Annotated in this window: 21 protein-coding genes and 1 tRNA gene; 10 read left to right on the top strand and 12 right to left on the bottom strand. The window is 71.8% G+C overall.

Annotated features, from left to right (window positions below; genetic code table 11):
- Positions 1-125: 125 nt before the first annotated feature.
- The 7 genes from ACZ4Z1_RS03915 to ACZ4Z1_RS03885 all read right to left on the bottom strand — a co-directional run bounded on the left by ACZ4Z1_RS03915 (position 126) and on the right by ACZ4Z1_RS03885 (position 5,805).
- Positions 126-659 (bottom strand): hypothetical protein, encoded by a 534-nt coding sequence (locus ACZ4Z1_RS03915; protein ID WP_468484981.1) that lies wholly within the window; start codon positions 657-659, stop codon positions 126-128.
- A gap of 55 nt (positions 660-714) precedes the next feature.
- The gene (pth, locus tag ACZ4Z1_RS03910) at positions 715-1,308 is read right to left on the bottom strand and encodes an aminoacyl-tRNA hydrolase (RefSeq protein WP_468484980.1); all 594 of its coding nucleotides are present in this window, start codon (positions 1,306-1,308) and stop codon (positions 715-717) included.
- Between the two features lie 122 nt (positions 1,309-1,430).
- Positions 1,431-2,015 (bottom strand): 50S ribosomal protein L25/general stress protein Ctc, encoded by a 585-nt coding sequence (locus ACZ4Z1_RS03905; protein ID WP_468485399.1) that lies wholly within the window; start codon positions 2,013-2,015, stop codon positions 1,431-1,433.
- Positions 2,016-2,236: 221 nt separating this feature from the next.
- Positions 2,237-3,211 (bottom strand): ribose-phosphate diphosphokinase, encoded by a 975-nt coding sequence (locus tag ACZ4Z1_RS03900; protein ID WP_030374403.1) that lies wholly within the window; start codon positions 3,209-3,211, stop codon positions 2,237-2,239.
- Positions 3,212-3,280: 69 nt separating this feature from the next.
- Positions 3,281-4,738: a bifunctional UDP-N-acetylglucosamine diphosphorylase/glucosamine-1-phosphate N-acetyltransferase GlmU gene (gene glmU, locus ACZ4Z1_RS03895; RefSeq protein WP_468484979.1), complete on the bottom strand. Its 1,458-nt coding sequence runs from the start codon at positions 4,736-4,738 to the stop codon at positions 3,281-3,283.
- A 113-nt stretch (positions 4,739-4,851) separates the two neighbouring features.
- Positions 4,852-4,923 (bottom strand) — tRNA-Gln (locus ACZ4Z1_RS03890).
- 27 nt (positions 4,924-4,950) lie between these two features.
- Positions 4,951-5,805: a hypothetical protein gene (locus tag ACZ4Z1_RS03885; RefSeq protein ID WP_468484978.1), complete on the bottom strand. Its 855-nt coding sequence runs from the start codon at positions 5,803-5,805 to the stop codon at positions 4,951-4,953.
- Positions 5,806-5,961: 156 nt separating this feature from the next.
- On the opposite strand from ACZ4Z1_RS03885, the gene ACZ4Z1_RS03880 reads away from it, so the two are divergent.
- Positions 5,962-7,425: a sensor histidine kinase gene (locus tag ACZ4Z1_RS03880; protein ID WP_468484977.1), complete on the top strand. Its 1,464-nt coding sequence runs from the start codon at positions 5,962-5,964 to the stop codon at positions 7,423-7,425.
- 65 nt (positions 7,426-7,490) lie between these two features.
- Here the strand turns inward: ACZ4Z1_RS03880 and ACZ4Z1_RS03875 are convergent, their stop codons facing one another.
- Positions 7,491-8,069, bottom strand: a complete 579-nt coding sequence (locus ACZ4Z1_RS03875; protein WP_468484976.1) for an SUKH-3 domain-containing protein — start codon at positions 8,067-8,069, stop codon at positions 7,491-7,493.
- An 8-nt stretch (positions 8,070-8,077) separates the two neighbouring features.
- The gene (locus tag ACZ4Z1_RS03870; RefSeq protein ID WP_468484975.1) at positions 8,078-8,590 is read right to left on the bottom strand and encodes a YwqJ-related putative deaminase; all 513 of its coding nucleotides are present in this window, start codon (positions 8,588-8,590) and stop codon (positions 8,078-8,080) included.
- Between the two features lie 319 nt (positions 8,591-8,909).
- On the opposite strand from ACZ4Z1_RS03870, the gene ACZ4Z1_RS03865 reads away from it, so the two are divergent.
- The 4 genes from ACZ4Z1_RS03865 (at position 8,910) to ACZ4Z1_RS03850 (ending at position 15,270) form a co-directional block, all read left to right on the top strand.
- Positions 8,910-9,917 (top strand): SMI1/KNR4 family protein, encoded by a 1,008-nt coding sequence (locus tag ACZ4Z1_RS03865; protein ID WP_468484974.1) that lies wholly within the window; start codon positions 8,910-8,912, stop codon positions 9,915-9,917.
- Between the two features lie 6 nt (positions 9,918-9,923).
- Entirely contained in the window at positions 9,924-12,803 is a 2,880-nt protein-coding gene (locus tag ACZ4Z1_RS03860) for an SUKH-4 family immunity protein (RefSeq protein WP_468484973.1), read from the top strand.
- A 234-nt stretch (positions 12,804-13,037) separates the two neighbouring features.
- Entirely contained in the window at positions 13,038-13,973 is a 936-nt protein-coding gene (locus ACZ4Z1_RS03855; protein WP_468485398.1) for an LCP family protein, read from the top strand.
- Positions 13,974-14,082: 109 nt separating this feature from the next.
- Complete coding sequence (locus tag ACZ4Z1_RS03850; protein WP_468484972.1) at positions 14,083-15,270, top strand: cellulose-binding protein; 1,188 nt, start codon at positions 14,083-14,085, stop codon at positions 15,268-15,270.
- Positions 15,271-15,412: 142 nt separating this feature from the next.
- Here ACZ4Z1_RS03850 and ACZ4Z1_RS03845 read toward each other — a convergent pair whose 3' ends face one another.
- Positions 15,413-17,056: an MFS transporter gene (locus ACZ4Z1_RS03845; RefSeq protein ID WP_468485397.1), complete on the bottom strand. Its 1,644-nt coding sequence runs from the start codon at positions 17,054-17,056 to the stop codon at positions 15,413-15,415.
- A 278-nt stretch (positions 17,057-17,334) separates the two neighbouring features.
- On the opposite strand from ACZ4Z1_RS03845, the gene mfd reads away from it, so the two are divergent.
- Both mfd and ACZ4Z1_RS03835 read left to right on the top strand, forming a co-directional pair.
- Complete coding sequence (gene mfd / locus ACZ4Z1_RS03840; RefSeq protein ID WP_468484971.1) at positions 17,335-20,928, top strand: transcription-repair coupling factor; 3,594 nt, start codon at positions 17,335-17,337, stop codon at positions 20,926-20,928.
- A gap of 210 nt (positions 20,929-21,138) precedes the next feature.
- Complete coding sequence (locus ACZ4Z1_RS03835) at positions 21,139-21,657, top strand: hypothetical protein (RefSeq protein WP_468484970.1); 519 nt, start codon at positions 21,139-21,141, stop codon at positions 21,655-21,657.
- 33 nt (positions 21,658-21,690) lie between these two features.
- On the opposite strand, the gene ACZ4Z1_RS03830 is transcribed toward ACZ4Z1_RS03835, so the two are convergent.
- Entirely contained in the window at positions 21,691-22,260 is a 570-nt protein-coding gene (locus ACZ4Z1_RS03830; RefSeq protein ID WP_468484969.1) for a chloramphenicol phosphotransferase CPT family protein, read from the bottom strand.
- Between the two features lie 93 nt (positions 22,261-22,353).
- Positions 22,354-23,829 (bottom strand): DUF2079 domain-containing protein, encoded by a 1,476-nt coding sequence (locus ACZ4Z1_RS03825; RefSeq protein WP_468484968.1) that lies wholly within the window; start codon positions 23,827-23,829, stop codon positions 22,354-22,356.
- Between the two features lie 79 nt (positions 23,830-23,908).
- Here ACZ4Z1_RS03825 and ACZ4Z1_RS03820 point away from each other — a divergent pair, with 79 nt between their 5' ends.
- From ACZ4Z1_RS03820 to ACZ4Z1_RS03810, 3 genes are all read left to right on the top strand, one after another.
- Positions 23,909-24,310 (top strand): hypothetical protein, encoded by a 402-nt coding sequence (locus ACZ4Z1_RS03820; protein WP_468484967.1) that lies wholly within the window; start codon positions 23,909-23,911, stop codon positions 24,308-24,310.
- Positions 24,311-24,335: 25 nt separating this feature from the next.
- Positions 24,336-25,091: an HNH endonuclease family protein gene (locus ACZ4Z1_RS03815; protein ID WP_468485396.1), complete on the top strand. Its 756-nt coding sequence runs from the start codon at positions 24,336-24,338 to the stop codon at positions 25,089-25,091.
- 65 nt (positions 25,092-25,156) lie between these two features.
- Positions 25,157-26,284: a DUF6183 family protein gene (locus tag ACZ4Z1_RS03810; protein ID WP_468484966.1), complete on the top strand. Its 1,128-nt coding sequence runs from the start codon at positions 25,157-25,159 to the stop codon at positions 26,282-26,284.
- Positions 26,285-26,460: the final 176 nt, after the last annotated feature.

The raw sequence follows: 26,460 nt of genomic DNA, 5'->3' as shown, positions 1-26,460 counted from the left end.
CCCCCCCCCTCCCCCCCCCTCCCTCCCCTTCTCTCCCCCCCCCCCCCCCCCCCCCCCCCCCCCCCCCCCCCCCCCCCCCCCGACGCCGTGTGTCCGGGCACGCAAACCCCGGCCGCAACCCGCGCCTACAACGCAGCGAACGTCGCCCCCAGCAACACCGTCCCCATCAGCCCCATCACCCAGGCCGTACGCCGCAGCTTCATGCCGCCCGCGACCACCAGAGCCGCCAGCAGCAGCGACCCCGCGAACGGCACCCACGCATGCAGAACGCCACCCGCACCGATGCGTACAGCCCGGTCCGTACCCGGCTTCACCGTCACCTCGACCTGCTCACCCCGGTCCGGAGCGGCCGCGGCGGCCATCGACACCTGCGTCCGGCGCCGACTGCCCTCCAAAGGCAGATACGGGCCCGAGCACCGGTCCTCATGGCAGGCCGTCACCGTCATCGTCCCGCGCTCCCGCGCCTCCACGAGCATCGCGTACCGCGCCGTGTTCCACGACGTCCAGACACCCGCCACCAGCAGCAGCAGCGCCAGCGCACCCATCAGCCCCATACGGGCGACGAGCAGCAGCCCGTAGGCACTCTCCCCCATCTGGCGGGTACGGCTGCGTTTGACGGGGCGGCTGCGCTTCTTGCTGCTCGTGCGGCTCTTGGGCATGGCGGCGATCCTTGGCCATATGACTGCGCGCGGTCAACCTGGGACGCCGGCCCGTTCAGGAGTTGTACGTACCCTGCGCCCGCTCCAGACCGTCCACGATCAACCCCTCCACCGCATCCGCCGCCCGGTCCACGAAGTAATCCAGCTCCTTGCGCTCCGCACCCGAGAAATCCTTCAGCACGAAATCCGCCACCTGCATACGCCCCGGAGGACGGCCGATACCGAAACGCACCCGGTGGTAATCCGCACCCAGCGACTTCGTGATCGACTTCAGACCGTTGTGCCCGTTGTCACCGCCACCCAGCTTCAGCCGCAGCGCACCGAAATCGATGTCCAGCTCGTCATGCACCGCGATGATGTTCGCCACCGGAACCTTGTAGAAATCCCGCAGCGCCGTCACCGGACCACCCGACAGATTCATGTACGTCATCGGCTTGGCGACCACCACCCGCCGGCTCCCGGGCCCCGGCGGACCGATCCGGCCCTCCACCACCTGCGCCCGCGCCTTGTGCGCCTTGAACCGCCCACGCATCCGCTCCGCGAGCAGATCCGCCACCATGAACCCCACATTGTGGCGATTGGCCGCGTACTCAGGGCCCGGATTACCCAGCCCCGCGACCAGCCAAGGCCCCCCGGCGTCCGTCGTCATCCTCATGTCTCCTTGCAACGACCCACAGCGATCCACAGCCACCCGCCGTGAAACGGCTCAACCGCCGCCCCGCACGAACACGGCGGGGCGGCGGTTGACAGTAACGCGAGTTACGGGAGCGATCAGCCCTCGGCGGACTCGTCGCCCTCGTCCGCCGCCGGCGCCTCGGCCTGCGCCGCGACGACCTGGAGCACCACGGTCTCCTCGTCGATCGCCAGCGTCGAACCCGCCGGCAGGGTGATGTCCTTGGCGTGCACCGAGTCACCGGCGTCCAGGCCCGCCACGGAGACGGTCACCGACTCCGGGATGTGGGTGGCCTCGGCCTCCAGCGGCAGGGTGTTCAGCAGGTGCTCCAGCAGGTTGGCACCCGGCGCCAGGTCGCCCTCGGTGTGGATCGGGATCTCGACGGTGACCTTCTCGCCCTTGCGCACGGCCAGGAAGTCCACGTGGACCAGGAAGCCACGGATGGCCTCACGCTGCACGGCCTTCGGGATGACCAGCATGTTCTCGCCGTCCATCTCCAGACGGATCAGCGCGTTCGGGGTCTTCAGGGCCATCATCAGCGCGTGGTTGTAGATGGCGACGTGCTTCGGGGCGTCACCGTGGCCGTAGATCACGGCGGGAACCATGTCCTCGCGGCGCGAACGGCGGGCGGCACCCTTACCGAAATCGGTACGGATCTTGGCTTCGAGCTTGACCTCGGCCATGTGGCACTCCTCGTAGTCGGCGCGGTCGACGGACGACCGGACGGATCTGTGGGGCGTCACCCGGCCCACGACAGACCTGCTACGAAGAGCGCGTCGATAACGGACCGCCGCACCACAGAAAAGTGCGGCCTCCCTCGCCGAGCAACTCCACGAGTCTACCCGGCGGGGAGGCCGCCCCCAAAGTCGATCTCCGTAAGCCCCCAGAGGCTACGGAATCCGGCTCACTGCTCCTCGAAGAGGCTGGTCACCGAACCGTCCTCGAACACCTCACGGATCGCCCGCGCGATCGTCGGCGCCATCGACAGCACCGTGATCTTGTCCAGCTCCAGCTCGGACGGCGTGGGCAGGGTGTTGGTGAAGACGAACTCACTGACCTTCGAGTTCTTCAGCCGGTCCGCCGCCGGACCGGACAGGATGCCGTGCGTGGCCGTCACGATGACGTCCGCGGCACCGTTGGCGAACAGCGCCTCCGCCGCGGCACAGATCGTGCCACCGGTGTCGATCATGTCGTCGACCAGGACACACACCCGGTCCTTCACGTCACCGACGACCTCATGGACGGTGACCTGGTTCGCCACGTCCTTGTCCCGGCGCTTGTGCACGATCGCCAGCGGCGCGTCCAGCCGGTCGCACCAGCGGTCCGCGACCCGCACCCGGCCCGCGTCCGGCGAGACCACCGTCAGCTTCTCGCGGTCCACCTTGGCGCCCACGTAGTCCGCCAGCACCGGCAGCGCGAACAGGTGGTCCACCGGGCCGTCGAAGAAGCCCTGGATCTGGTCCGTGTGCAGATCGACCGTGACGATCCGGTCCGCACCCGCGCACTTCAGCAGATCCGCGATCAGCCGCGCCGAGATCGGCTCCCGGCCGCGGTGCTTCTTGTCCTGACGGGCGTACCCGTACGACGGGATGACCACGGTGATGCTCCGGGCCGAGGCCCGCTTCAGCGCATCGATCATGATCAACTGTTCCATGATCCACTTATTGATGGGAGCCGTGTGGCTCTGCATCAAAAAGCAGTCCGCACCACGCGCCGACTCCTGATAACGGACATAGATCTCTCCGTTGGCGAAGTCGAACGCCTTGGTCGGGACCAGCCCGACACCCAGCTGGTGGGCGACCTCCTCAGCCAGCTCGGGGTGGGCGCGGCCGGAGAAGAGCATCAGCTTCTTCTCGCCGGTCGTCTTGATCCCGGTCACAGCAAATCTCCTCGAATCCGTTTGCGTGCACTTATCACGGTACGCCCCGCACGACGCACCCGAGCACGATCACTGCTCGCCGTCGGACTCCTGGCCAGCAGCAGACGCAGCCTGCGCGGCGGCGCTTCCGGGACGCTTACGGGCGACCCAACCCTCGATATTCCGCTGCTGGCCGCGCGCGACCGCCAGCGAACCCGGGGGCACATCCTTGGTGATGACCGAGCCGGCCGCGGTGTACGCACCGTCCCCGACCGTGACAGGAGCCACAAACATGTTGTCCGAGCCCGTCTTGCAGTGCGACCCGATCGTGGTGTGGTGCTTCGCCTCACCGTCGTAGTTCACGAAGACGCTCGCCGCGCCGATGTTGGTGAACTCACCGATCGTGGCATCGCCCACATACGACAGGTGCGGCACCTTCGTGCCCTCGCCGATCGTCGCGTTCTTCATCTCCACGTACGTACCGGCCTTCGACTTCGGCCCCAGATCCGTACCCGGACGCAAGTACGCGTACGGCCCCACACTCGCCCCCGGACCGACCTTCGCGCCGTCCGCGACCGTGAACGACACCGACGCGCCCTCGCCGACCGACGTGTCCTTCAGCCGCGCATCCGGACCCACCTCCGCGTGCGCCGCGACATGCGTACCGCCCAGCAGCTGCGTACCCGGGTGCACCGTCGCGTCCGCCTCGAACGTCACCGACACATCCACCCACGTCGTCGCAGGATCCACGACCGTCACACCCGCCAGCATCGCCCGGTGCAGCAACCGCTCGTTCAGCAGCCGGCGCGCCTCCGCCAGCTGCACACGGTTGTTGATCCCCAGAATCTCCCGGTGGTCGTCCGCCACCGCAGCGCCGACCCGGTGACCCGCCTCGCGCAGAATCCCCAGCACGTCCGTGAGGTACTCCTCACCCTGGCTGTTGTCCGTACGCACCTTACCCAGCGCGTCGGTCAGCAGCTGCGCGTCGAACGCGAACACCCCGGAGTTGATCTCCCGGATCGCGCGCTGCGCGTCCGTGGCGTCCTTGTGCTCCACGATCTCGGTCACCGCGCCGGTGTTCTCGTCCCGCACGATCCGGCCGTACCCGGTCGAGTCCGGCACCTCGGCCGACAGCACCGTGACGGCGTTGCCGTCCGCGGCGTGCGTGTCACCGAGCTTCCTGAGGGTCTCGCCGGTCAGCAGCGGAGTGTCGCCGCATACGACGATCACCGTGCCGTCGAGGGTGACACCGCTGTTGCCCAGCTCCTCCAGGCCCATGCGGACGGCGTGGCCGGTGCCGTTCTGCTCGTGCTGGATCGCGGTGCGCACGTCCGGGTCGATCTCGGCGAGATGCCCGCCGACCTGCTCACGGGCGTGACCCACGACCACCACGAGGTGCTCGGGGTCCAGCTCACGGGAGGCGGCGACGACGTGCCCCACGAGGGAGCGACCGCAGATCGCGTGCAGAACCTTCGGGGTCGACGACTTCATGCGGGTGCCCTCACCCGCTGCGAGAACGACGACGGCGGCCGGGCGGTTGGCGCTCACGGGGATGCCCTTCGGCTTCTTCGGGTGGTGGACACCCGAAGGATACCGGTGCGGTTTGCGGCCGAAACGCGGGCGGGTCCCGACCTGGGGGTCAGGACCCGCATTTGGCTTTGCTCCCCCGTCAGGACTCGAACCCGAACAGATGGCACCAAAAGCCACAGTGCTGCCAATTACACCACGGGGGATTATTACGGTCTAAACCGGACATTGCGTCAGGCTGTCGACCGGACTCCCAACACTATGCCGTACCACCAGCCTTCAATGCGACGGTAGAGGTCGGCTCCTTGCCGAACTCGGACCACGAGACAGCCTCGGTAGCCCTCGCCCACGTTCTTGCGCACCGTTTTCGGGTTGTGTTTCTTCAAGGTCGTCTTGCCGAGATCCGCGACATCGGTACCGACCAGGTCTGCCCAGTACCGCTCGGCCGCGGCCGCATCGGCGGACTCGTGGATCATCACGTGGAACCGGAGCCGTTCGGGCTCGACGTCCAGCAGCTTCAACCAGGCGAGGAAGACCTCGATCATGGTTGGGTCGCTGTTGACGAACTCGACGGTCTCCGCCCTGCGGTGTGGCTTGCTCTTCGTCCCCTCGGACCAGTAGAGCCCGACGCCCACCAGCATCAGTTCACGGTCGGAGAGCAGGCCGATCTCGCCCTTGGCCGTGGCCTTGGTGTGCTGCCGTTCCCTGTCCCGGATCTCCAGCTCGTGCTCCCAGCGTTTGCGAGCGGCGAGCTGGGCCTGCTCCGTCCGGGTTCGCCGAGGTGGCGGCTTGGGCAGGTCGCGGACCCACAGGGAGATCGAGCTCTTCGAGCAGCCCAGTTCCACCTGGATCTCGTCGTACGTCTTGCCTTGCGTGCGAAGCTCCCGCGCCCTCCCCCGGAGGTCGTCCTTCGCGTTCGGGCGCCGGGTCCAGTCCGGGGGTGGTTCGCCTTCCAGGAGGCGGTTGAGGATGTCGTTGTTGTGGACGTGTAAGCGGTCGCGGATCTGGCGGCGGCTCAAGCCCGCGCGCCGGAGCGTGACGGCCTGGTCGCGCAGGGACTCGAAGTCCGCTCGTGTGTGGTGGTGCATGCGCTCAGCTTCGGGCCGGACGCTGTACAAAGAGGTCGAAAATGTGGGCGATTCAATAGTTCGAGGGAATACGGGACGGTACTGGTCCGTAACGGTGTACTCGCGTGCAGAGCGCTCGACGGAAAAACGTGTGCGAGCGCCCGTAGGCTGGTTGGTATGACCGCAACGGGGGCAATCGAAGCAACGGGTGCGAGGGACGCGCCCGCCGGGCCGTGGTGGTGGCCGCGGCGGCGCAGCGCCGTGCTGGATGTGTCGCTGGCCGTCGTCTCGACGCTGGAGACCGTGGTCGAGGGGCTGGACTTCGCGCACGACGCGGGGCTGCCGTCGTGGGCGGGTCTGCTGCTCGGGCTGGTCGTGGGTCCGGTGCTGTTGTTCCGGCGCCGCTGGCCGGTGGCCGTGGTGCTGGTGTCGGTGGCGGTGACGCCGACGCAGATGGGTGCGCTGCTGGGTGTGATCGGTCTGTATTCGCTGGCGGTGTCGGACGCGCCGCGGCGGGTGATCGGGCTGCTGGCCGGGATGTCGGTGGCCGGGACGCTGGTCTCCAGCTTTTTCACCATCCGGCAGGACGTGGGGGGTGAGCCGGATTTCCATCCGCCGACGTGGTTCGTGCTGGTGATGGCGGCGGCGGTGGCGCTGGTGGTGTCGGCGCCGCCGGTGTTGTGGGGGCTGTACGTGGGGGCGCGGCGCCGGCTGGTGGAGAGTCTGCGGGAGCGGGCGGACGGACTGGAGCGGGAGCTGTCGTTGCTGGCCGACCGTGCGGAGGAGCGTGCGGAGTGGGCGCGTAACGAGGAGCGGACGCGGATCGCGCGGGAGATGCACGACGTGGTGGCGCACCGGGTGAGTCTGATGGTGGTGCATGCGGCGGCGTTGCAGGCGGTGGCGTTGAAGGATCCGGAGAAGGCGTCGCGGAATGCGGCGTTGGTGGGGGACATGGGGCGGCAGGCGTTGATGGAGTTGCGGGAGATGCTGGGGGTGCTGCGGACGGCGGAGGGGGTGTCGGGGCGGTCGTCGGCGCCGGTGTCGGACGAGCCGGAGCGGTTGGTGGCGGTGGCGTCGAAGGTGAAGAGGAAGGCGGCGGGGGAGGCCGCGGGGGAGGCTGCGGGGTTCGGTGGTTCCGGGGGGCGTTCCGAGGTGTCCGTGCAGGTGGCGGAGGCCGGTGGTGGGGTGCGGGGCGGTGCCGCGGTGGTGACGGTGGAGGCGGAGGGTGAGGGGCCTTCGCTGGCGGAGCTGGGGGATCTGGTGGGGCAGTCGCGGGCGGCCGGGATGGCGGTGGAGCTGTCGGTGGACGGTGTGGCGGGGGAGGGGGGTTATCCGTCGGGTGTGGAGCAGACGGTGTACCGGGTGGTGCAGGAGGCGCTGACGAATGTGCACAAGCACGCGCCGGGTGCTGAGGCGCGGGTGCGGCTGGCGCATCGTGAGGGTGAGGTGGCGGTGCAGGTGGAGAACGGTCCGTCGGAGCGGGGTGCGGCGGATGTGGGGTTGCCGAGTGGGGGTAATGGTCTGGTGGGTATGCGGGAGCGGGTGGCGGGGCTGGGTGGGGTGTTCGTGTCGGGGCCTACGGAGGCGGGTGGTTTCCGGGTGTCGGCGGTGCTGCCGGGGCGCGGGGGCAGGCGGGAGTAGGAGGGCCGGGCGGGCGGTGGGGGCAGGTCAGGGGCGGGGTGGGCGGAGGGGGTGTGGGGGCCGGTTCAGCTGTCCGGTGTCGCCGTGGGGGTGAGGCGGGTGGGGCGGATGCCGAGGACGAGGGTGTTGAGGGCCTGGTCGATGTCGGGGCCGAGGTACCAGTCGCCGGTGTGGTCGAGGCTGTAGACGCGGCCTTCGGTGTCGATGGCGAGGACGGCTTGGCCGCCGGCTTCCTGGCCGAGGGGTGCGACGTGGGTTTCGAGGGCGCGGCCGAGGTCGCCGAGGGTGCGGGCGAGGTGGAGGCCGTGGAGGGGGTCGAGGGTGAAGGGGGTGGGGGCGATGTGGCGTCCGGGGCCGGTGGGGGTGATGTCCAGGCCGCCGAATTCGGCCCAGGCCTCGACGGCGGCGGGGAAGACGGTGTGGCGGTGTCCGGCGGGTGAGGTGTGGGCGCGCAGGGCGTCGGCCCAGTGTTCGGCCTGCTGTATGTCCCAGCGGCCGGTGCGCCAGCCGGCGTCCTGGAGGGCGGCGTCGACGGCGACGGGGAAGCGGGTGGCCGAGGTCCGGTCGTAGGAGTCGTAGACCGGGGCGACGGGTGCGGCGGTGGCCGGGGCGGTGGAGTCCGCGGACGGTGCGGTGGGGGGCATGGTGCTGGTCAGCTCCCTGCGTGCGTACCGATGGGCATGACGCCGAAGAAGGCGAGGAGGGCGTCGCAGGAGCGACAGGGGGGAGCGTAGCTGCCGTGCTGGGGGTCGCCGTCCTCGCGGATGTGGCGGGCGGTGATTTTGGAGTGTTTGAGGGAGCGGCGGGCTTCGCCGTTGGTGAGAGGTTTGCGGGAGGCGCGTTTGCCGCGGTTGGCTTCAACGGCGGTGAGGTGGCGGCTGAGCAGGACCGCTTCGGGGCAGCGGCCGGTGAAGCGTTCGCGTTGGGCGGTGGTGAGGGTGTCGAGGAAGTCCTGGACGAGGTGGTGGAGCACGGGGGGTTGTTCGGCTTTGCTCGCGGTGCAGGTGAGGGTGCGGCCGCGTACGGACAGGGCGGCGCCGACGGTGGGGAGGATGCCGTCGCGGCGGTGGCGGAGGGCGGGCGGACGGTCGTCGTCGGTGGTGCCGCTCCAGCCGACGCGGGGGTCTCCCGCGGTGGCGGTGTTGTGGTGTGCCGTGGTGCGCATGGTCAGTGCTTTTCCCTCCCCGAATCCCCGGGACGCCGAAGGTCCCCCGCAAGGGTAGGGGGAGGGTCAGCCTGCCAAATGCCCCGGGTGTTGGGGAAGTCGGGTGGGCTGTCGGTGATGTCACGGTTGTGTCCGGGTCCGGTACCGGTCCGGTGGGGGGTGGCGGGTGGGTGTGCGGTGGGGGCGTGCGGTGAAGTGGCTGTGTGGCGGGGGGTGTTGGGCCGGGGCTGGTGGGAGGTGGGCCGGCGTGCGCGGGAGGGTGGGTTGCGGCACGGCATAGGCTGTGCCCAGTAGCCGGATTCAGCCAGGGAGCACCGCCATGACGTCAGGTCGGCACGGGCTGGGGGCACCTCCCGGCCCTCAGGTCGCGGGCCACGCCGCGCCACCGAACACGGCCTATTCCGGGCAGGTCGTGCATTTCCCGGATCCGGTGCGCGCTGCGCGGTATCCGAGGGGGGTGCCGGTGGACGGGTCCGGGTTCCCGGATTTCTCGTCGTACGCGCGGGCGGCCGCGGAGATCGCGGAGCCGCCGGAGGGTTTCGGCGTGGACGAGTTGCGGCTGACGGACTATGTGTCGGCGAATGTGGCGTTGCATGCGCAGGGTCATGAGCTGTGGGAGGACGTGCCGCCGGTGGCGACGCCGCACGGCTGGACGTGGCATCACGTGGCGGGGACGCGGCGGATGGAGTTGGTGCCGGTCGAGGTGAAGGCGCTGTTGCGGCATCACGGTGGGCTGGCGACGGCGGCGGTGGATCACGGGAAGCGGGGGACGCGGCCGTTGCAGGACACCCGGCCGGTGCATTTCGGGCTGCCGCACCGGGAGCTGTCGGTGTCGGAGGAGCAGGTGCGGCAGGCGGAGGAGTCGCTGGGGTACCGGCTGCCGGGTGCTTATCGTTCGTTCTTGAAGGCGGCGGGCGGGTGTGCGCCGGTGGGGGTGGGGTTGCACGCGGATCTGGGGCTGCTGGTGGATCAGCCGTTCTTCACGGTGCGGGACGAGGCCGCGATGAATGATCTGGTGTACGTCAACAAGTGTCTGCGTGACCACTTCACCAAGGATTACCTGGGGGTGGGGTTCGTGCAGGGTGGGGTCATGGCGGTCAAGGTGCGGGGTGAGGCGCCGGGGTCGGTGTGGTTCTGTGCGTACGACGATGCCCGGGACCGGGACGGCTGGCCGGTGCAGGAGCGGGTGGAGCATTTGTTGTTGCCGTGCGGTGCGGATTTCGACGATTTTCTGCAGCAGTTGGCGGGGAGCCCGCCGGAGCTGGAGACGGTGGCGGGTCTGATGGTGGACGGCGGCTTCGCGCGTGTCGTTCCGGTGGAGGGGTGAGGCGCGGTGGTGACGTTCGCGCAGGCGCAGGAGCGCGCGGAGCGCTGGGTCAACGGGGATGTGCCGGGTCCGTTCCAGCGTGAGGTGCGGGTGCGGGAGTTCGATCTGGGGTTCGTGGCGTGGGCGGAGGACCGTGAGGGCGGACCGTCCACGGATGGCGGGCGGGCCCGTTTGGTGATCGCGCGGGACAGCGGGGAGACGACGCTGTGGCCGGGGCTGCCGGTGGGTGAGGTGATCCGGCGGTACGAGGAGGAGTACGGCGCGGTGGCGGAGGCCGCTGTGGAGGCTGCGCCGCAGCGGATCGATCTGGAGGCGACGTCGTTCCTGCTGACGCCGCCGGAGTGGCTGCAGGAGGCGGCGGACCAGATCGGGATGGGGGAGCGGCGGGCGTCGGGTGCGGGGGCGGCGGCTTCCGGTGTGCCGGATGCGCCGGATGTCTCCGCCGTGCAGGGCGGGGGCCCTGCTGTTCGGGACGAGGCCCCGGCTGTCCGGGATCAGGTGTCCGAGGTGCGGGACGAGGCGCCGGGGCGGGCTCCGGAGCCCGTCGACGCCACCCCGTGGACGGGTACGGACGTCCGGGCGGACGAGGACGCCGGCGACCGTTCGGTGGGGCTGCCCGCGACGGTCTTCGCGCCGCCGCTCGCCGGGTCCGACGACGAGGGTACGCCGCCGCCGGACGCGCGGGCGGAGGCCAGGACGGAACTGATCGCGGGCGGCAGCCGGTTGCCGCGGACGATGATGGCGCCGGCGGTCGAGGAGCCGGGGCAGGGCGGGCCGGTGGCGCCGCCGATGCCGTCGTCGCCTCCGCCGGGTCCGCCCGTGTCCGGTCAGGACGCGGGGGCCGCGCCGTACGGCGGTCCGGTGCCGTCGGCGGACGCGGCCGGTCCGGATGCGGCCGGTAGGGCCGCGTCCGTGCCGGATACGTCCGGTACGGATGCGGTGGGGCTGTCGGAGCTGCCGCCGCCGTCCGGGCCGCCGATCGCCGATGTGCCGCCGCCCCCTGCGTACGCGGGGCCGGGCGGCGGGTCCGGCGCGCCGGGTGCCGAGGGTCCCGGTGCGCCGCCGCCTCCGCCGTCCGCGCCGCCTGCCGCCGGTCCCGGCGGTGGTGTGCACGCGGCGGCGACGATGCTGGCGGACGGTTCGGCGCTGCCGGGGAGCGCGGGCGGTCCGCCGCCTCCCGGTGTGCCGGGTTCGCGCGCCGGCGACCGTACGGGTACGGGCGCGCCGGACGGTGGTGCGGACGAGGCCGCGCGGCCTTCCGCCTCCGTGCCCGCGCCGTCTTCCGCCGCTCCGGCGGGCGGGTACGTCCCGACGCAGCTCGTCTCGCAGCTCGACGCCGATCAGCTGGACCTGAGTGCGGTGGACGGTCCGGACGCGGCCGCGTCCGAAGGGGAGCAGGGCCCGTCCGCGCCGCCTGCCGCCGGTCCTGGTGGTGTGCACGCGGCGGCGACGATGCTGGCCGGTGGTGCCGCGCTGCCGTCCGACGGGTCCGCTTCCGGTGGTCCGGGCGGCGGTCCCGGTGTGCCGCCGCCCGTGGCGCCTCCGGTCGCGCCGCCCGGCCCGCCCGGTGGCCCGAAGGCTGCTGGTGTGCCGGGCAAGCCGGCCGCGTCCGGTGACGCGGGCGGTCCGCCCCCGCCGCCGTCAGCTCCGCCGTCCGCGCCGCCTTCGGGTGGTCCGGGTGGTGGTGTGCACGCGGCGGCGACGATGCTGGCCGACGGTGCGGGCGGTCCGGCCGTGCCGGGTCCGGGTGCGCCGGGTCCCGGTGTGCCGCCGTCCGCCGTCCCGGGCCCGCCCGGGACCGGCCCGGCCGCGTCCGTTCCGCCCGGCACCGGCTCCGCCGCGCCGCCCGTCTCCGGCTCGTACGGCTGTCCGCAGGCGCCGCCGTCCGGGCAGCCGACCGTCGGCCCCGGTTACATGGCCGTCCTGAGCTACCGTGCGCCGGACGGTTCGGAGCAGAAGATCGTGCGGCGTTCCGCGCCGGGCACCCCGCATCCGGAGTGGCAGCTGCTGCACGAGCTGCGCGGGATGAACGTGCCGCCGCAGCAGGTGCTGGAGCTGCACACGGAGCTGGAGTCGTGCGACCTGCCGGGCGGGTACTGCGCGCGGATGGTCCGTGAGACGTGGCCGCAGGTGCGGATCAGCCACACCGCGCCGTACGGGACGGAGCACGCCTCGCGGCAGCAGGGCATGCGTCATCTGCTGGCGCATCAGGGTGAGTTGCACCAGGTGGCGGACGGTCCGGCGCGGCCGGCTCCGGTGCGGGTGCCGTTGCCGCACCCGTCCCAGGTGCAGCCGGTGCCGCCGGTGCCGCCGCAGGTGTCCGGGCAGGAGCTGGAGCAGGCGTTCGGTCCGCAGGGGGTATTCCGTTTCGACCAGCGGGCGGTCTCGCGGCAGGGGGTGCCGGAGGTGGTGGCGCAGACGCTGGTGTGGGCCGGGCTGCCGGTGGACTTCGGGCCGTTCTTCTGGGCGCAGGCGCAGCCGGGCCGTCCGGTGCCGACGCTGGCGGAGCTGGCGGCGGAGCGGGGGGTGCGGCCGGCTGCCGACGCGGGGTCGTACCTGGTCATGGGCAACGACTTCGGGCGTCAGCTGTGTGTGCAGTACGGGACGGCGCACATTGTGGCGGTGCCGTTGGACGGCGGCGCGCAGGGGCCTGGCGGGCAGCCGGCGGTACCGCAGTTCGTGAACAGCGGGCTGCCGGAGTTCGTGCGCTGTCTGGCGATGCTGGGCCGGATGTGGCGGCTGCGGTACGGGCTGACGCCGGAGCAGGCGGGGCGCTGGACGGTGGACTTCCAGGCGCAGCTGGTGGCGTTGGACGCGCCGGCGCTGGGGTCGCCGGAGACGTGGTGGTCGGTGCTGCTCGAACAGATGTGGGACGGGCTGTTGTAGGGCGCGGTACGGCGGGGCGGGCGGCGCGCCGGTGGCCGGTGTGCCGCCGGTGGCGGCGCTCGACCTGCGGGACGGGCGGGTCACCATGATCCTTCGTATATGGATCAGCCGTCAGGGCCGCCGCAGCCTCCGTCGCCGGAGGGTGCGTCGACGCTGTACCGCGCCGGGCGTGGGGGGCGCTGGGGCCGTCGTACGGGCGGGCGGCGTCGGCTGTCCTGGCCGAAGCGGATCGCGTTGGTGCTGCTGGTCCTGGTGGTGCTGGCGGTGGCGGGTGGGGTGACGCTGTACGTGTGGGCGGGCGGCCAGGTGCGCCGTACCGACGCCGTCGCGGACTACGAGGGCCGGCCGCCGCCGGGCAAGGGCACGAACTGGCTGCTGGTCGGTTCGGACAGCCGTGAGAGCCTGACGCAGGAGCAGCGCGAGCGGCTGCACGTCGGCAACGACGAGGGCCTGAACACCGACACGATCATGGTGCTGCATCACGGGGACAGCGGCCCCTACCTGGTGAGCCTGCCGCGGGACAGCTACGTGGCGGTGCCGGGCCACGGCCGGAACAAGGTGAACGTGGCGTTCGCCGAGGGCGGACCGAAGCTGCTGACGCGCACCGTGGAGCTGGCGACGGGGCTGCGGATCGAACGCTACGCCGAGGTCGATTTCCTCGGCTTCGTGAAGGTGGTGGACGCCCTCGGCGGGGTACGGATGTGCCTGGACAAACCGCTCAAGGATGAGAAGTCGGGTGCCGACTTCCGGGCGGGTTGCCAGGAGATGGACGGAGTGCGGGCACTTGCGTACGTACGGGCGCGTTATACGGACCCGGAAGGCGACCTGGGCCGGGTCAGGCGGCAGCGGCAGCTGATCGGCGCGCTCGGCGACAAGATGCTCGGGGCCGGTGTACTGCTCAACCCGTTCGCACTGGTCCCGGCACTGGACGCGGTGCTGTCGGCGCTGACGGTGGACCGGCGGGCGGGCGTGCCGGACCTGGTGCGCCTGGGCTGGTCGATGAAGAAGATCGCGGACGGGGCGGGTGCGGCGACCACCGTTCCGGTGGCGAATCCCGGGGTGAACCTGGGCGGTCTCGGTGATGTGGTGGAGTGGGACGAGCAGGGAGCGCGGCGGCTCTTCCAGGCTCTCCGCGAAGATGTCCCGATTCCGACTTCTGGCAGCAATTGACGCATCCTTGGACGATGGAAAGGGGCGGAGTGTCGCGTAACGGTCGCTTCGAATCGATCCAGAAAGATGTGCGCGGAATCGCGTCGCACGTCGGAGAGGGGCTTGAGGGATGAGTGCATCGGTTTCGCCTCACGGGTTCGAGATCGTACGAGGACGTGGCTACCGTCCCGAGGATGTCGACCGCCGGGTGGAAGGGCTCTCGGTCGACCGCGACTCCTGCTGGGAGCGCGCGGCGCGGCTGACGGTGCTCGCCAACGAGATGACGGCCGAGCTGGCGGAGCTGCGGGAGTACGTACGGCAGCTGCCGCCGCAGACGTACGAGTCGCTGGGCGACCAGGCGCGGCTGATCCTGACCACGGCGGAGTCCGAGGCGGTGCGGCTGCGCAAGGACGCCGAGGAGGCGGCCGAGCAGGCGCGCGAGGAGGCCGAGGCGTACGCGCGGCAGATCCAGGAGGCCGCGGACCGGGCGGCGCAGGAGCTGCGGGACGAGACCGAGGACCAGGCGCGCCGCACGGTCGAGGCGGCGTGGGCCGAGGCGGACGGCATCGAGGCCGCGGCCGTCAAGGACGCCGAGCAGTGGCGGGCCGCGGCCCAGGAAGCGCTGCACGAGATGGAGCAGCGCACCACCGCGATGCTGCGCGAGCTGGAGCAGGAGCAGACCGAGGAGTGGGAGGCGGCCGGCCGCGATCTCGCCGCGCAGGAGGCCGACCTCGAACTGCGGGTGGCGGAGCTGGAGGAGCTGGGCCGCGCCAAGGTCGCCGAGGCGGAGCGCCTCCTGGCGGAGGCCGAGGAGGCGGCGCGGCACCGCGACGAGGACGCCGAGGCGCGCGCCGCCGACCTGCTGGCGCAGGCCAGGGTCGAGGTCGAACGGATCGAGCGGGCCACCGACCGGATACTGCGTGAGCACACGGAACGGCGCGAGAAGGTGCGCGAGCACATGACGCACGTCCGCAACACCCTGGCGGCGCTGACCGGCAAAGCTCCCGACGAGGACGGGGACGAGCCGGTGGACGGCGCGGCGGCCGAGGGCGCCGGGGACGTCGGGGGCGCGGGGGCCACGACGAGTGTGGACGGCGGCACGGTGCTGCTGGAGAAGGCCGGTGACGCGCCGGGCGACGAGGGCCGGGACCCGGCGGGCGCCGGGACGGGTGAGGCCGGCGTGATCGACGAGAGCGACGTGGAGTCTGTCGCGTCCGGTGCCGGTGCGCCCGCCGCCGACACGCGGGCGCCGGTGGACCCCGACAACGAGGACACGCTGGAGACGAAGCTGCCGCAGGTGCCGGGGGAGCCGCGGTGATACGGGCCGCGAATCCCGCGGGGAAGGCGGCGGGCGCCGGGCGGCGGCCGTCCTTTCCCCGGCGGGCGCCGTAAGAGCCCTCGTCATGGCCCCGGCCCTCCAGCCACCGCTGCGGGGTGCCCCCGGGCGCGCACCCTGATCGTCAGGCGTCGTCCGGCTCACCTCCCGGTCCGCCGCCGGTCTCGCCGTGGACCGGAAAGCGGCGCGGCGCGAGCAGCAGCAGGATCAGGAAGGCGAGCGCGGCGGCGGCCGCGGCGCCGAGGTAGACGTGCTCGACGGTGACGTCCACGGCGCGCCGCAGGTGGTCGGCGGCGCGGTCGGTGAGGGCGCCGGCGCGGGCCAGCGCGTGCGAGACGGAGTCCAGGTCGCCGGGCAGGCCGGGCCGGATGTCCGCGGGGGCGGCGGTCAGCCGGCCGTTGAGGGTGGTGTTGGCGACGGCGCCGAAGAGGGCGGCGCCGACGCTCTGGCCGACCTGGCGGCAGAAGAGGACCGAGGCGGTCGCGGTACCGCGCTCCTCGAAGCCGACCGAGGACTGCACGCCGATGATCAGCGGCAGCTGGAAGATCCCGAGGGCGGCGCCGAGCGCGAACATGACCAGCGCGGGCTGCCAGGCGGCGCCGGGGTAGGGGAGCAGCGGGAAGGCGAGCAGCACCAGCGTGGCGGCGCCGATGCCGGTCATGGCGCAGGCGCGGATGCCGACGCGGTTGTAGACGTGGCTGCTCAGGGCGGCGGACACCGGCCAGCTCAGGGTCATCGCGGAGAGTACGAAGCCGGCCGCGATCGGGCCGAGGCCCAGCACGGCCTGGGCGTAGGTGGGCAGGAAGACGGTCGGGGCGACCATGAGCAGGCCGACGGCCCCGAGCGCCAGGTTGACGGCCGAGATCGCACGGCGGCGCCAGACCCAGCCCGGGATGATCGGTTCGGCGGCGCGGCGTTCGACGACGACGGTGGCGGCAGCGCACACGGCGCTGCCCGCGAAGAGCAGCAGTGAGGGCGCGGAGAGCCAGGGCCAGGCGACGCCGCCCTGGACGAGGGCGGTCAGCAGCAGGCCGCCGCAGGCGAAGATCGCGAGTGCGCCGGGCCAGTCGATGCGGGGGCGCCGGGTGCGTTCCCGCGCGGGCAGCGATTCGCGGAAGTGCCGTACGACGAGCCAGAGGGCGAGGGCGCCCACCGGCAGGTTGACCAGGAAGATCCAGCGCCAGTCGGCGTACGCGGCGAGCAGGCCGCCGAGGGCGGGCCCGGCGACGGAGGAGGTCGCCCAGACGGTGGACAGCCTGGCCTGGATTTTGGGGCGTTCCTTCATCGGGTAGAGGTCGGCGGCGATGGTCTGCACGGTGCCCTGGAGGGCGCCGCCGCCGAGCCCTTGCAGGACGCGGAAGGCGATGAGGGAGGCCATGTTCCAGGCGGCGGCGCACAGCAGCGACCCGGCGAGGAAGATGATCACGCCGGTGACGAGGACGGGCTTGCGGCCGAAGGTGTCGGAGAGTTTGCCGTACACGGGCAGGGTGACGGTGACGGCGAGCAGGTAGCCGGAGAAGAGCCAGGAGAAGACGGCGAAGCCGCCGAGGTCACCGACGATCTGCGGGACGGCGGTCGCGATGATCGTGGCGTCGAGCGCGGCGAGCGCCATACAGAGCATCAGGGCGGCGACGACGCGGCCGCGCTCGGTGGGGGCGGCGGCCGCCGGGAGGGCCGCGGGGCCGGGGGCTTCCGCCCTGGGCGGCGGGCCGCCCGCCTTGCGCGAGGGGGCACCCGCCTCGGGCGCGGGACCGCCCGTCCCGGGTATCGGGCCGTCCGCCTCGGGCGCCGTGCCCGCCTCCGTCCCCGCGCCCTGACCCCTGGTGTCGTGGCTCACGTGCTGCCCCCCTCGGTTACTGCGTGTACGTAACACCCTTCCATGGGGGCGGCGCCACCGGAACGGTGTTTCGCGGCCGGCCGGCCCGGTCGCCGGGGCGAGTGGAACGCGGGTGTCAGCAGGGAGTCGTACTCTTGGGGAAACCCGGCCCGTCACACGTGCCGGGCTGCTCGCGTTGTTCGCCTCACCGGGACGGAAAAGCCATACTCATGAGCCTGACTGGTCTGCTCGACGCCGTCGTCCGGGACCCGGCGCTCGCCGAAGCCGTGCGAGCCGCGGCCGACGGCAACCGTCCCCACGTGGACCTGGTGGGCCCGCCCGCCGCCCGCCCGTTCGCCGTCGCCGCCCTCGCGCGCCGCAGCTCCCGTACGGTCCTGGCGGTGACCGCCACCGGCCGGGAGGCCGAGGACCTGGCCGCCGCGCTGCGCTCGCTGATGCCGGCCGGCGAGGAGAACGCGGTGGTGGAGTACCCCTCCTGGGAGACGCTGCCGCACGAACGGCTCTCGCCGCGCTCGGACACCGTCGGCCGGCGGCTGGCCGTGCTGCGCCGCCTGGCCCACCCCAGCCAGGACGACCCGGCGGCGGGCCCGGTCCAGGTGGTCGTCGCGCCCGTACGGGCCGTGCTCCAGCCGCAGGTCAAGGGCCTGGGTGACCTGGAGCCGGTGAGCCTGCGGTCCGGGCAGACGGCGGACCTGGAAGAGGTCGTGGACGGGCTGGCGGCGGCCGCGTACGCGCGGGTCGAACTGGTCGAGAAGCGCGGCGAGTTCGCGGTGCGCGGCGGCATCCTGGACGTGTTCCCGCCGACCGAGGAACACCCGCTGCGGATCGAGTTCTGGGGCGACGACGTCGAGGAGATCCGCTACTTCAAGGTCGCCGACCAGCGGTCCCTGGAAGTGGCCGAGCACGGCCTGTGGGCGCCGCCGTGCCGTGAGCTGCTGCTGACCGCCCAGGTGCGGGCGCGCGCCGCGGACCTCGCGGAGCAGCACCCGGAGCTGGGCGAGCTGCTGGGCAAGATTTCCGAGGGGATCGCCGTCGAGGGCATGGAGTCGCTGGCGCCGGTGCTGGTGGACGACATGGAGCTGCTGCTGGACGTGCTGCCGCAGGGCAGCATGGCGGTGGTGTGCGACCCGGAGCGGGTGCGGACGCGTGCGGCGGACCTGGTCGCCACCTCGCAGGAGTTCCTCCAGGCGTCGTGGGCGGCTGCCGCGATGTCCAGCACGGACGAAGTCCGTTCCACCAAGGGCGATGGCGGGCGACGGGCGGGCGGGGGAGCGGCCCCCATCGACGTGGGCGCGGCGTCCCTGTGGGGCATCGCGGACGTCCGGGACCGGGCGCGTGAGCTGGGCATGATGTGGTGGACGGTGAGTCCGTTCGCCGCCGACGAGGAGCTGGACGAGGACACCCTCAAGCTGGGCATGCACGCCCCGGAGACGTACCGCGGTGACACCCAGCGCGCGCTGGCCGACACCAAGCGCTGGATCGCGGACGGCTGGCGGTCGGTGTTCATCACCGAGGGGCACGGCCCGGCCGCCCGTACGGTCGAGGTACTGGGCGACGAGGGCATCGCGGCCCGTCTGGACCCGGAGCTGGGCGAGCTGTCCCCGTCGGTCGTGCACGTCTCGTGCGGGTGCCTCGACAACGGGTTCATCGACCCCGGTCTGAAGCTGGCGGTGCTGACCGAGACGGACCTGACGGGCCAGAAGTCGGCCAGCAAGGAACTGGGCCGGATGCCGGCCCGCCGCCGCAAGACCATCGACCCGCTGACCCTCCAGGCGGGCGACTTCATCGTCCACGAGCAGCACGGCGTCGGCCGCTACATCGAGATGGTGCAGCGCACGGTCCAGGGCGCCACCCGCGAGTACCTGCTGGTGGAGTACGCGCCGGCCAAGCGCGGCCAGCCCGGCGACCGCCTGTACATCCCCACCGACCAGCTGGAGCAGGTCACCAAGTACGTGGGCGGCGAGGCGCCGACGCTGCACCGCCTGGGCGGCGCCGACTGGACGAAGACCAAGGCGCGCGCCAAGAAGGCCGTCAAGGAGATCGCCGCCGACCTGATCAAGCTGTACTCGGCGCGGATGGCGGCGCCCGGCCACACCTTCGGCCCGGACACCCCCTGGCAGCGCGAGCTGGAGGACGCGTTCCCGTACGCGGAGACGCCCGACCAGCTCACGACGATCGCCGAGGTCAAGGAGGACATGCAGAAGTCCGTCCCGATGGACCGGCTGGTCTGCGGCGACGTCGGTTACGGCAAGACCGAGATCGCGGTGCGGGCGGCGTTCAAGGCCATCCAGGACGGCAAGCAGGTCGCGGTGCTGGTGCCGACGACGCTGCTGGTGCAGCAGCACTTCGGTACGTTCACCGAGCGGTACGGCCAGTTCCCCGTCGTGGTCAAGGCACTGAGCCGGTTCCAGACGGACACCGAGGCCAAGGCCACCCTCGAAGGCCTCAAGGACGGCTCGGTCGACCTCGTCATCGGCACCCACCGGCTGTTCTCCTCCGAGACCAGGTTCAAGGACCTGGGCCTGGTCATCGTGGACGAGGAGCAGCGCTTCGGCGTCGAGCACAAGGAGCAGCTGAAGAAGCTGCGCGCCAACGTGGACGTGCTGACGATGTCCGCCACGCCCATTCCGCGAACGCTCGAAATGGCGGTGACGGGCATCCGCGAGATGTCGACGATCACCACCCCGCCGGAGGAGCGGCACCCGGTCCTGACGTTCGTCGGGCCGTACGAGCAGAAGCAGATCGGCGCCGCCATCCGGCGTGAACTGCTGCGTGAGGGCCAGGTCTTCTACATCCACAACCGCGTCGAGTCCATCGACCGGGCCGCGGCCCGGCTCCGCGAGATCGTGCCGGAGGCCCGCATCCGGACCGCGCACGGCCAGATGGGCGAGGCGCAGCTCGAACAGGTCGTGGTCGACTTCTGGGAGAAGAAGTTCGACGTGCTGGTCTCCACGACCATCGTCGAGTCCGGCATCGACATCTCCAACGCCAACACCCTCATCGTCGAGCGCGGCGACAACTTCGGCCTGTCCCAGCTGCACCAGCTGCGCGGCCGCGTCGGCCGCGGGCGGGACCGCGGTTACGCCTACTTCCTCTACCCGCCGGAGAAGCCGCTTACCGAGACCGCGCACGAGCGCCTGGCGACCATCGCGCAGCACACGGAGATGGGCGCGGGCATGTACGTCGCCATGAAGGACCTGGAGATCCGCGGCGCGGGCAACCTCCTCGGCGGCGAGCAGTCCGGGCACATCGCGGGCGTCGGCTTCGACCTGTACGTACGGATGGTGGGCGAGGCGGTCGCCGACTACCGGGCGTCGCTGGAAGGCGGCGAGCAGGAGGAGCCGCCGCTGGAGGTGAAGATCGAACTGCCGGTGGACGCGCACGTCCCGCACGACTACGCGCCCGGCGAGCGGCTGCGCCTCCAGGCGTACCGGGCGATCGCCGCCGCCTCCTCGGAGGAGGACATCGCGGCCGTCCGCGAGGAGCTGACCGACCGTTACGGCAAGCTGCCCGAGCCGGTCGAGAACCTCCTGCTGGTCGCCGGCCTGCGCATGCTGGCCCGCTCCTGCGGCGTCACGGACATCACCCTCCAGGGCTCCAACGTCCGCTTCGGCCCGGTCGACCTCCGCGAATCCCAGGAACTGCGCCTCAAGCGCCTGTACCCGCGCACGGTCCTCAAGCCCGCCACCCGCCAGATCCTGGTCCCCCGCCCGTCCACCGGCAAGATCGGCGGCAAGCCGCTGGTCGGGCGGGAGCTGCTGGCGTGGGTGGGGGAGTTCCTGACGACGATCCTGGGGTCGTAGCGGTGCCAGGACGGTCCGGGGGCGTAGCGGCGTGACGGCGCGTCCCTGGGACCGGGCGGCGTGACGATCCCGGGCGCGTAGCGTCGTTTGTGGCGTCTTCTGCCCTATTCAGGCATCTTGGCGGTGACCGGTGGGAGACATCGCTCTATGGTCGGGCTGCCCCGTGTGTCTCGCGGGGCTTCCGACCATCGAGAACTGGACATTCCCACCGTGATAAGACCCCGCCGTGCCGCCCTGTCCGCCGCCTCCCTGATCACCGCGGCCCTGGTCGCCCTCTCCGGCTGCACGCCGGACGGCGGTGCGGACAAGGACGGCGCGGCGAGCCCGTCCGCGAAGGTCTCCGCCTCCGCTTCGCCTTCGCCGTCCGCTTCGCCGTCCGGGAGTTCCAGTCCGTCGCCGTCGGCGACGCCCGAGGCCGCCGAGCCGCCCGCGCCGACGCGGGCCGCGGCGCCGGTGCCGACGCGTAAGACGTACGGGGACGGGTCGGGCGGGTCCCGTTCCGGCGGGACTTCCGGAGGGTCCGGTTCCGGCAGCACTTCCGGAGGGTCGGGGTCCGGTTCCGGCGGGTCCGGCAGTGACGCGGACGGCGGTGTGATCCTCGCGCCGTCCGGCAACCACTACCGCCGCGGCCAGTTCTGCAAGAAGGCCCACCTCGGCCTGACCACGAAGGACTCCCACGGCGCCACGCTGACCTGCGACCTGCAGAGCGGGCGCCCGCACTGGCAGTGATCGCGGTGAGCGGTACGGGCCGGGCCGCCCGCCTCAGACGACGTACGCGGCGATCCGCCGTGCGCAGGTGAGCGGATCGGTGACGGTGGTGTCGACCTCGATGTCGTAGGTGACGCCCTGGTGGACCAGGTCGGCCTGGGACTCGGCCATGCCGGTGACCCGGTCGCCGCGTGCGGCCTCCCGGGCGGCGGCCGTCTCCGGGGCGCAGCGGACGCCGACCCACAGCACCGACAGGCCCTTGAGCGTGCGGCGCCAGCGTTCCTGGCCGGCGCCGCCGCCGAGGAAGACCTCGTCCAGGAGGACGCCGGTGCCCGTGCGGGCGACGGCCGCGACGCCTTCCTGCCAGTCGGCCTGGAGGGCCTGGAAGACCGGCCCGACGGTGATGCTGCCGTCGGGGGCGAGGCCGAGGCCCGGTGCGGTCTCGGACGCCTCCGGGGTGACGAGCGACGGTGGCAGCGCCTGGATGAAGGAGTCGACGCCGAACGTCAGCCAGGGCCGGGGCAGTATGTCCTGGAGCTGCCGGATGAGGGTCGAAGTGCCGGAGCTGGAGCCGCCGTTCAGGACGACGACGTCGGTGCGCGGGTGCGGGTGGCCGGTGGTCATCGGGACACCGTAAGCAGCAGGGGCCGGCCTGTGCGCGGCAATTGTGCGGCCGGAGCCACCGCGCTGCGCGGCCGGAGCCGCCCGGTCACGCGGTCAGAGCCGTCCCGTCCGCTGGAACACCGCCACGTCACCGGCGGCGCCGAGGATGCCGTACACGGCCTTCGGGTGGCGTTTGCGGGCGTCCTCCAGGGCCTGTTCGGGTTTGCGGCCGTCGTGCAGTTCCACGGCGACGTAGTCGGGGGCGATGCCCTGGGTGTCCCCTATCCAGAAAACCCGGGTGCGGTCGGTCAGTCGGGAGATGGGCCGTATGTCGGCCTCGACCGTGGCGCCGTTGGGGATACGTTCCAGCAGGTGTTCCGCGGCCGTCACGGACGGCGGTTTGCGGTAGGTGCCGGTCTCGGTCAGGCGGGCGAGCGGCAGCGTGGTGGTCAGGGCCAGCGCGGCGGCCAGTACGGCGGCGGGCAGGTGGTGGGCGTAGGAGCGGAGCCAGGGGCGCGCGGAGACCAGCGTCCGCGGCAGCGCGTCGGCCAGGGCCAGGAAGACCACCGGCATCAGGACGGCGTTGTAGTGCCAGTCGATGCCCCAGTAGTGCGGCTCGTGGGAGATGAACCGCCAGCCGAGGGTGGGCAGTGCGGCCAGCAGCAGGGGGGAACGCAGCGCGAGCAGGCCGGTGGTCGGCAGCAGGATCCACAGCAGGGTGCGTACGGCGGTGTCCAGCGGGATGCGGGGGGCCGGACCGCCGTCGCCGCTGAGCTTGTTCCAGTAGTCGTACGAGCCGGAGCCGTTGAAGCCGGGGATGACCACGCCGAGGGTGACGGCGGTGGCGGCGAGGCCGAAGGCGACCAGTCCGACGGCGAGCGGCACGGCGCGCCGCGCGCGTACCAGGACCAGCGCGCCGACGGCGGCGGCTGTCACCCCCAGGTCCTCCTTGACCAGGACGAGCGGCGCCGCCCAGCACACCGCCGCGGTCCAGCGGCCGCGCAGCACCGCTTCGAGCGCGAAGGCGAGCAGCGGTACGGCGAAGGCGATCTCGTGGAAGTCGAAGTCGACGGCCTTCTGCAGCCCCCAGGACAGTCCGTACGCGACGCCCACGGCCAGGCCCCGGCCCTGCCCCAGGAACCGGACGGCGGTCCGGGCCACCGGTACGGCGGAGAGCGCGAAGAGGAAGGCCTGCGCGAACAGGAGCGTCAGGGCGGTGGGGAAGATCCGGTAGAGCGGGGCGAGCAGGACCAGCACGGGGCTGAAGTGGTCGCCGAGGATGTTGGTGCCCGGGCCCTTGAGGTCGGCGACGGGGGCCCGCAGGTGCGCGTAGGCCCGTACGGCCTGCTCGAATATGCCGAGGTCCCAGGAGGACGTCGCCATCGAGCGGTAGCGCAGCGCGGAGACCGTGGCGAAGAGGACGAAGAAGGCCGCGGCGGTCCAGTAGGGGAGCAGGCGCGGGCCGAGCAGGGTGGCGGTCCGGGTGCGGAGCCGGCCGGAGGCGGGGGCGGGGATGAGCCCGGCCCCGGTCCCGGTGACGGGCACGGGCGACGTGCTGCCGCTGGCCGCGGTTGCTGTGGCCGTGTCCATGGGCGTCCTTACTCTCAACTTCCGAAAAGATATCCGAGGCCGTTGAACCGGCCGGTATTGTCGCCTGTTTTGAGATGGGATGTCCCTCTTGCTCCGGATACGGACCGCGTCGTCGCCCCGCGTCAGGACCCTGCCCAGCACCCGCCGCGGCGGTGCCGTCGCCGCGGCCGGACTGGCCGCGCTGCTCGCTCTCACCGGCTGCACCCCCGGCTGCACCCCCGGCGGGGAAGGCAGCAGCGGTACGGGAGAAGACGGCGGCGCGGCGCCGTCCGTTCCCGCCGCCGGCGGCACCGCGCTGCACGCCGTCGGGACGCTCACCGTCAAGGGCCGCGCCCCCAGGACCGGTTACGCCCGCGCCCGCATCGGCACGGCCTGTGCCGACACGGACGGCAACCACTGCGGCACGCGCGTCATCTCGGTGCTTCGCGCCGTGACGGATCTGTTCTCGCAGCGTATGCAGGGCGTGGTCGGCTGTGCGTAGTGAGAGGCACAGGGGTTGCAGGCCGCTGCGTACTCGCGGGGGAAGGGCCGCGCTCACGGTCGCCGTTGCCACCGCGCTCGTCGCGGGCTGTGCTGACCTGGAGCCGGGCGGAAGCTCCGCAGGGTCGGGACCGGACACCGCTGCCGGGCGGGCGGTGAGCCCCCTGGCGAATCCCGACGGAACGAAGCCCGGGCTCGCCGCGCTCACGTCGGAGGCGGACAAGACCGACGCACGCAAGCTCATCGGAGAACTCGCCACGAAGGGCCGTGGGCCGAAGACGGGCTACGACCGGTCTGAGTACGGCTCTGCGTGGACGGACACGGCGGACGGAGTACCGCTGGCGAGGAACGGCTGTGACACGCGCAACGACTTGCTGAAGCTCCATGGTCGCAACGTCCGGTTCCGAGCTGGTTCCGACTGCGTGGTCGTTTCGATGGACCTCCACGACCCCTACACCGGCAAGGACATCGCCTGGAAGAAGGCGAAGGCGGCCGAGGTGCAGATCGACCATGTGGTCCCGCTGTCCTACAGCTGGCAGATGGGCGCCGCCCGATGGCCGGAGAGCAAACGCAAGCGACTGGCGAACGACGTGCTCAACCTGCTTCCTGTCGAAGGGCGCGCCAACTCGGCGAAGCGGGACTCGGGGCCCGCGTCCTGGCTGCCACCGGACAAGCGGATCCGGTGCTCGTACGCGGTGCGGTTCGCGCAGGTCGCCGACAAGTACGAACTTCCGGTGACGACGGCGGACAAGGCGATGATGCTGAAGCAGTGCGAAGGCTGATCGAGCCCCGGTGGCCTGGGAAAACGCCATCGCTTCCGGACTGTGGGACACCTACGCTGCCTACCGTGGCTGACCACATACAGAAGATCGTGACGGAGCTGCCGGGCCTGAAGAGTGTCACCGGCGTGTGGAAGACGGCTGACCGCAGGCTGGCGCTGGGGGACGCTGCCTTCCTTGCGGACCTCGGCATCGCTCTCGCCGGGGCTCACGGCCCTGACGCCGTGCGGACAGGGCAGTACTGGAGCGTCTTCGACCACCTGCTCCGGCTGCTGGCCACCACGCCCGGCCCCGGACATGTCGCCGAGGCGCTGCGGCTGGTTTCCTCGACGGAGACTGCCGACAGGAAGCTGGACCGTTATGCGGCCTCCCTGCTGGCCTCCGGCCAACCGGTGGAGGAACTGGCCGTGGCGTTCACCGGGAATGCCTCGGAGGAGCTGCGCGCTTGCCTCGTCCACGAACTGGTACTCAGGGGCACCGACGTCAAGGAGACTCCGGGGATCGCGGGGTGGGCGACGTCACCGCACTGGAGGCACCACCCGCTGGGGTGGTTGCCGTTGGCGCTGTCCGATGTGGAAGGGCGGCCGGACCTGCCGAGCTACAGCGCTCGTGGCAGCAGCCACTCGATGCCGTTCGGTCCGGCGACGAACGGCGAGATGCGCACCGGTGCCGAGGCACCCGTGCCGTCTGCCGAGGAAACGACGACCGGAGCCGCAGCCAAGAGCATCGTCGCGGCCGTGGCTGACTGGGCCGAGGAGTCGAACGGCCGGAACGAGGCGCGAGTCTTCAACCTGACAGCTCCCCTGGAGGCTGAGTCGGTGCCGAGCATGTTGCTGGGACTGGGATTGGAATGCCTGAAGGACGCGGGGGAGAAGACCGCCTTCTCGGTCGCGGCATGCCCGCCGGATCAGGCATGGCGGGTCCTCTTCGCCGCCGCGTCCACAGGAGGTGCCTACAACTCCGGCGCGCGCGGTGCTTACGGACGGCTGGCTGCGTGGCAGTCCCTGGCCGGCCTCTCCGGAACGGCAGAGGGCGCCCCTGCGGAGGAGGTCGAGGCATGTGCACGGGAGTGCTCCTGGTACGGCTTCAGCGCCGACGTCACGTGGTTCGAGCGCGTGGCCTGGGACATCGGCCTGGCCTCGGTCTCTCCGGAACGTCGACGACTGGCGGTGTTGGCCGCGACGGACACCGACTGAGCATGCCCGCACCTGCGTCGGCGAAGCACTGACCATGGGGACGACATCCCTTGTGGCTGTCCGGCCGGTGGAAGCCGGACGGCCACAGGGTGTCGCCATGCAGCACGGGTCATGGGGCCGGAACGGCCCGCACGGCACGACGGAGACCGGCTCGCGCGGGCGGTGAGACCGGCTTG

Source organism: Streptomyces sp. NPDC030165, from assembly GCF_055573595.1.
Note: the sequence above shows the minus strand (reverse complement) of the source record. Positions and strands in the feature narration are given on the sequence as shown.

Bases quoted from the DNA above. Each gene is read 5' to 3' on its own strand.
- ACZ4Z1_RS03830 (WP_468484969.1), bottom strand. From the start codon at position 22,260: ATGACCACCGGCCACCCGCACCCGCGCACCGACGTCGTCGTCCTGAAC.
- ACZ4Z1_RS03865 (WP_468484974.1), top strand. From the start codon at position 8,910: ATGACGTCAGGTCGGCACGGGCTGGGGGCACCTCCCGGCCCTCAGGTC.
- pth (WP_468484980.1), bottom strand. From the start codon at position 1,308: ATGACGACGGACGCCGGGGGGCCTTGGCTGGTCGCGGGGCTGGGTAAT.
- ACZ4Z1_RS03870 (WP_468484975.1), bottom strand. From the start codon at position 8,590: ATGCGCACCACGGCACACCACAACACCGCCACCGCGGGAGACCCCCGC.
- ACZ4Z1_RS03905 (WP_468485399.1), bottom strand. From the start codon at position 2,015: ATGGCCGAGGTCAAGCTCGAAGCCAAGATCCGTACCGATTTCGGTAAG.
- ACZ4Z1_RS03875 (WP_468484976.1), bottom strand. From the start codon at position 8,069: ATGCCCCCCACCGCACCGTCCGCGGACTCCACCGCCCCGGCCACCGCC.
- ACZ4Z1_RS03820 (WP_468484967.1), top strand. From the start codon at position 23,909: ATGTCCCTCTTGCTCCGGATACGGACCGCGTCGTCGCCCCGCGTCAGG.
- ACZ4Z1_RS03825 (WP_468484968.1), bottom strand. From the start codon at position 23,829: ATGGACACGGCCACAGCAACCGCGGCCAGCGGCAGCACGTCGCCCGTG.
- ACZ4Z1_RS03850 (WP_468484972.1), top strand. From the start codon at position 14,083: ATGAGTGCATCGGTTTCGCCTCACGGGTTCGAGATCGTACGAGGACGT.
- ACZ4Z1_RS03915 (WP_468484981.1), bottom strand. From the start codon at position 659: ATGCCCAAGAGCCGCACGAGCAGCAAGAAGCGCAGCCGCCCCGTCAAA.
- ACZ4Z1_RS03885 (WP_468484978.1), bottom strand. From the start codon at position 5,805: ATGCACCACCACACACGAGCGGACTTCGAGTCCCTGCGCGACCAGGCC.
- ACZ4Z1_RS03880 (WP_468484977.1), top strand. From the start codon at position 5,962: ATGACCGCAACGGGGGCAATCGAAGCAACGGGTGCGAGGGACGCGCCC.
- mfd (WP_468484971.1), top strand. From the start codon at position 17,335: ATGAGCCTGACTGGTCTGCTCGACGCCGTCGTCCGGGACCCGGCGCTC.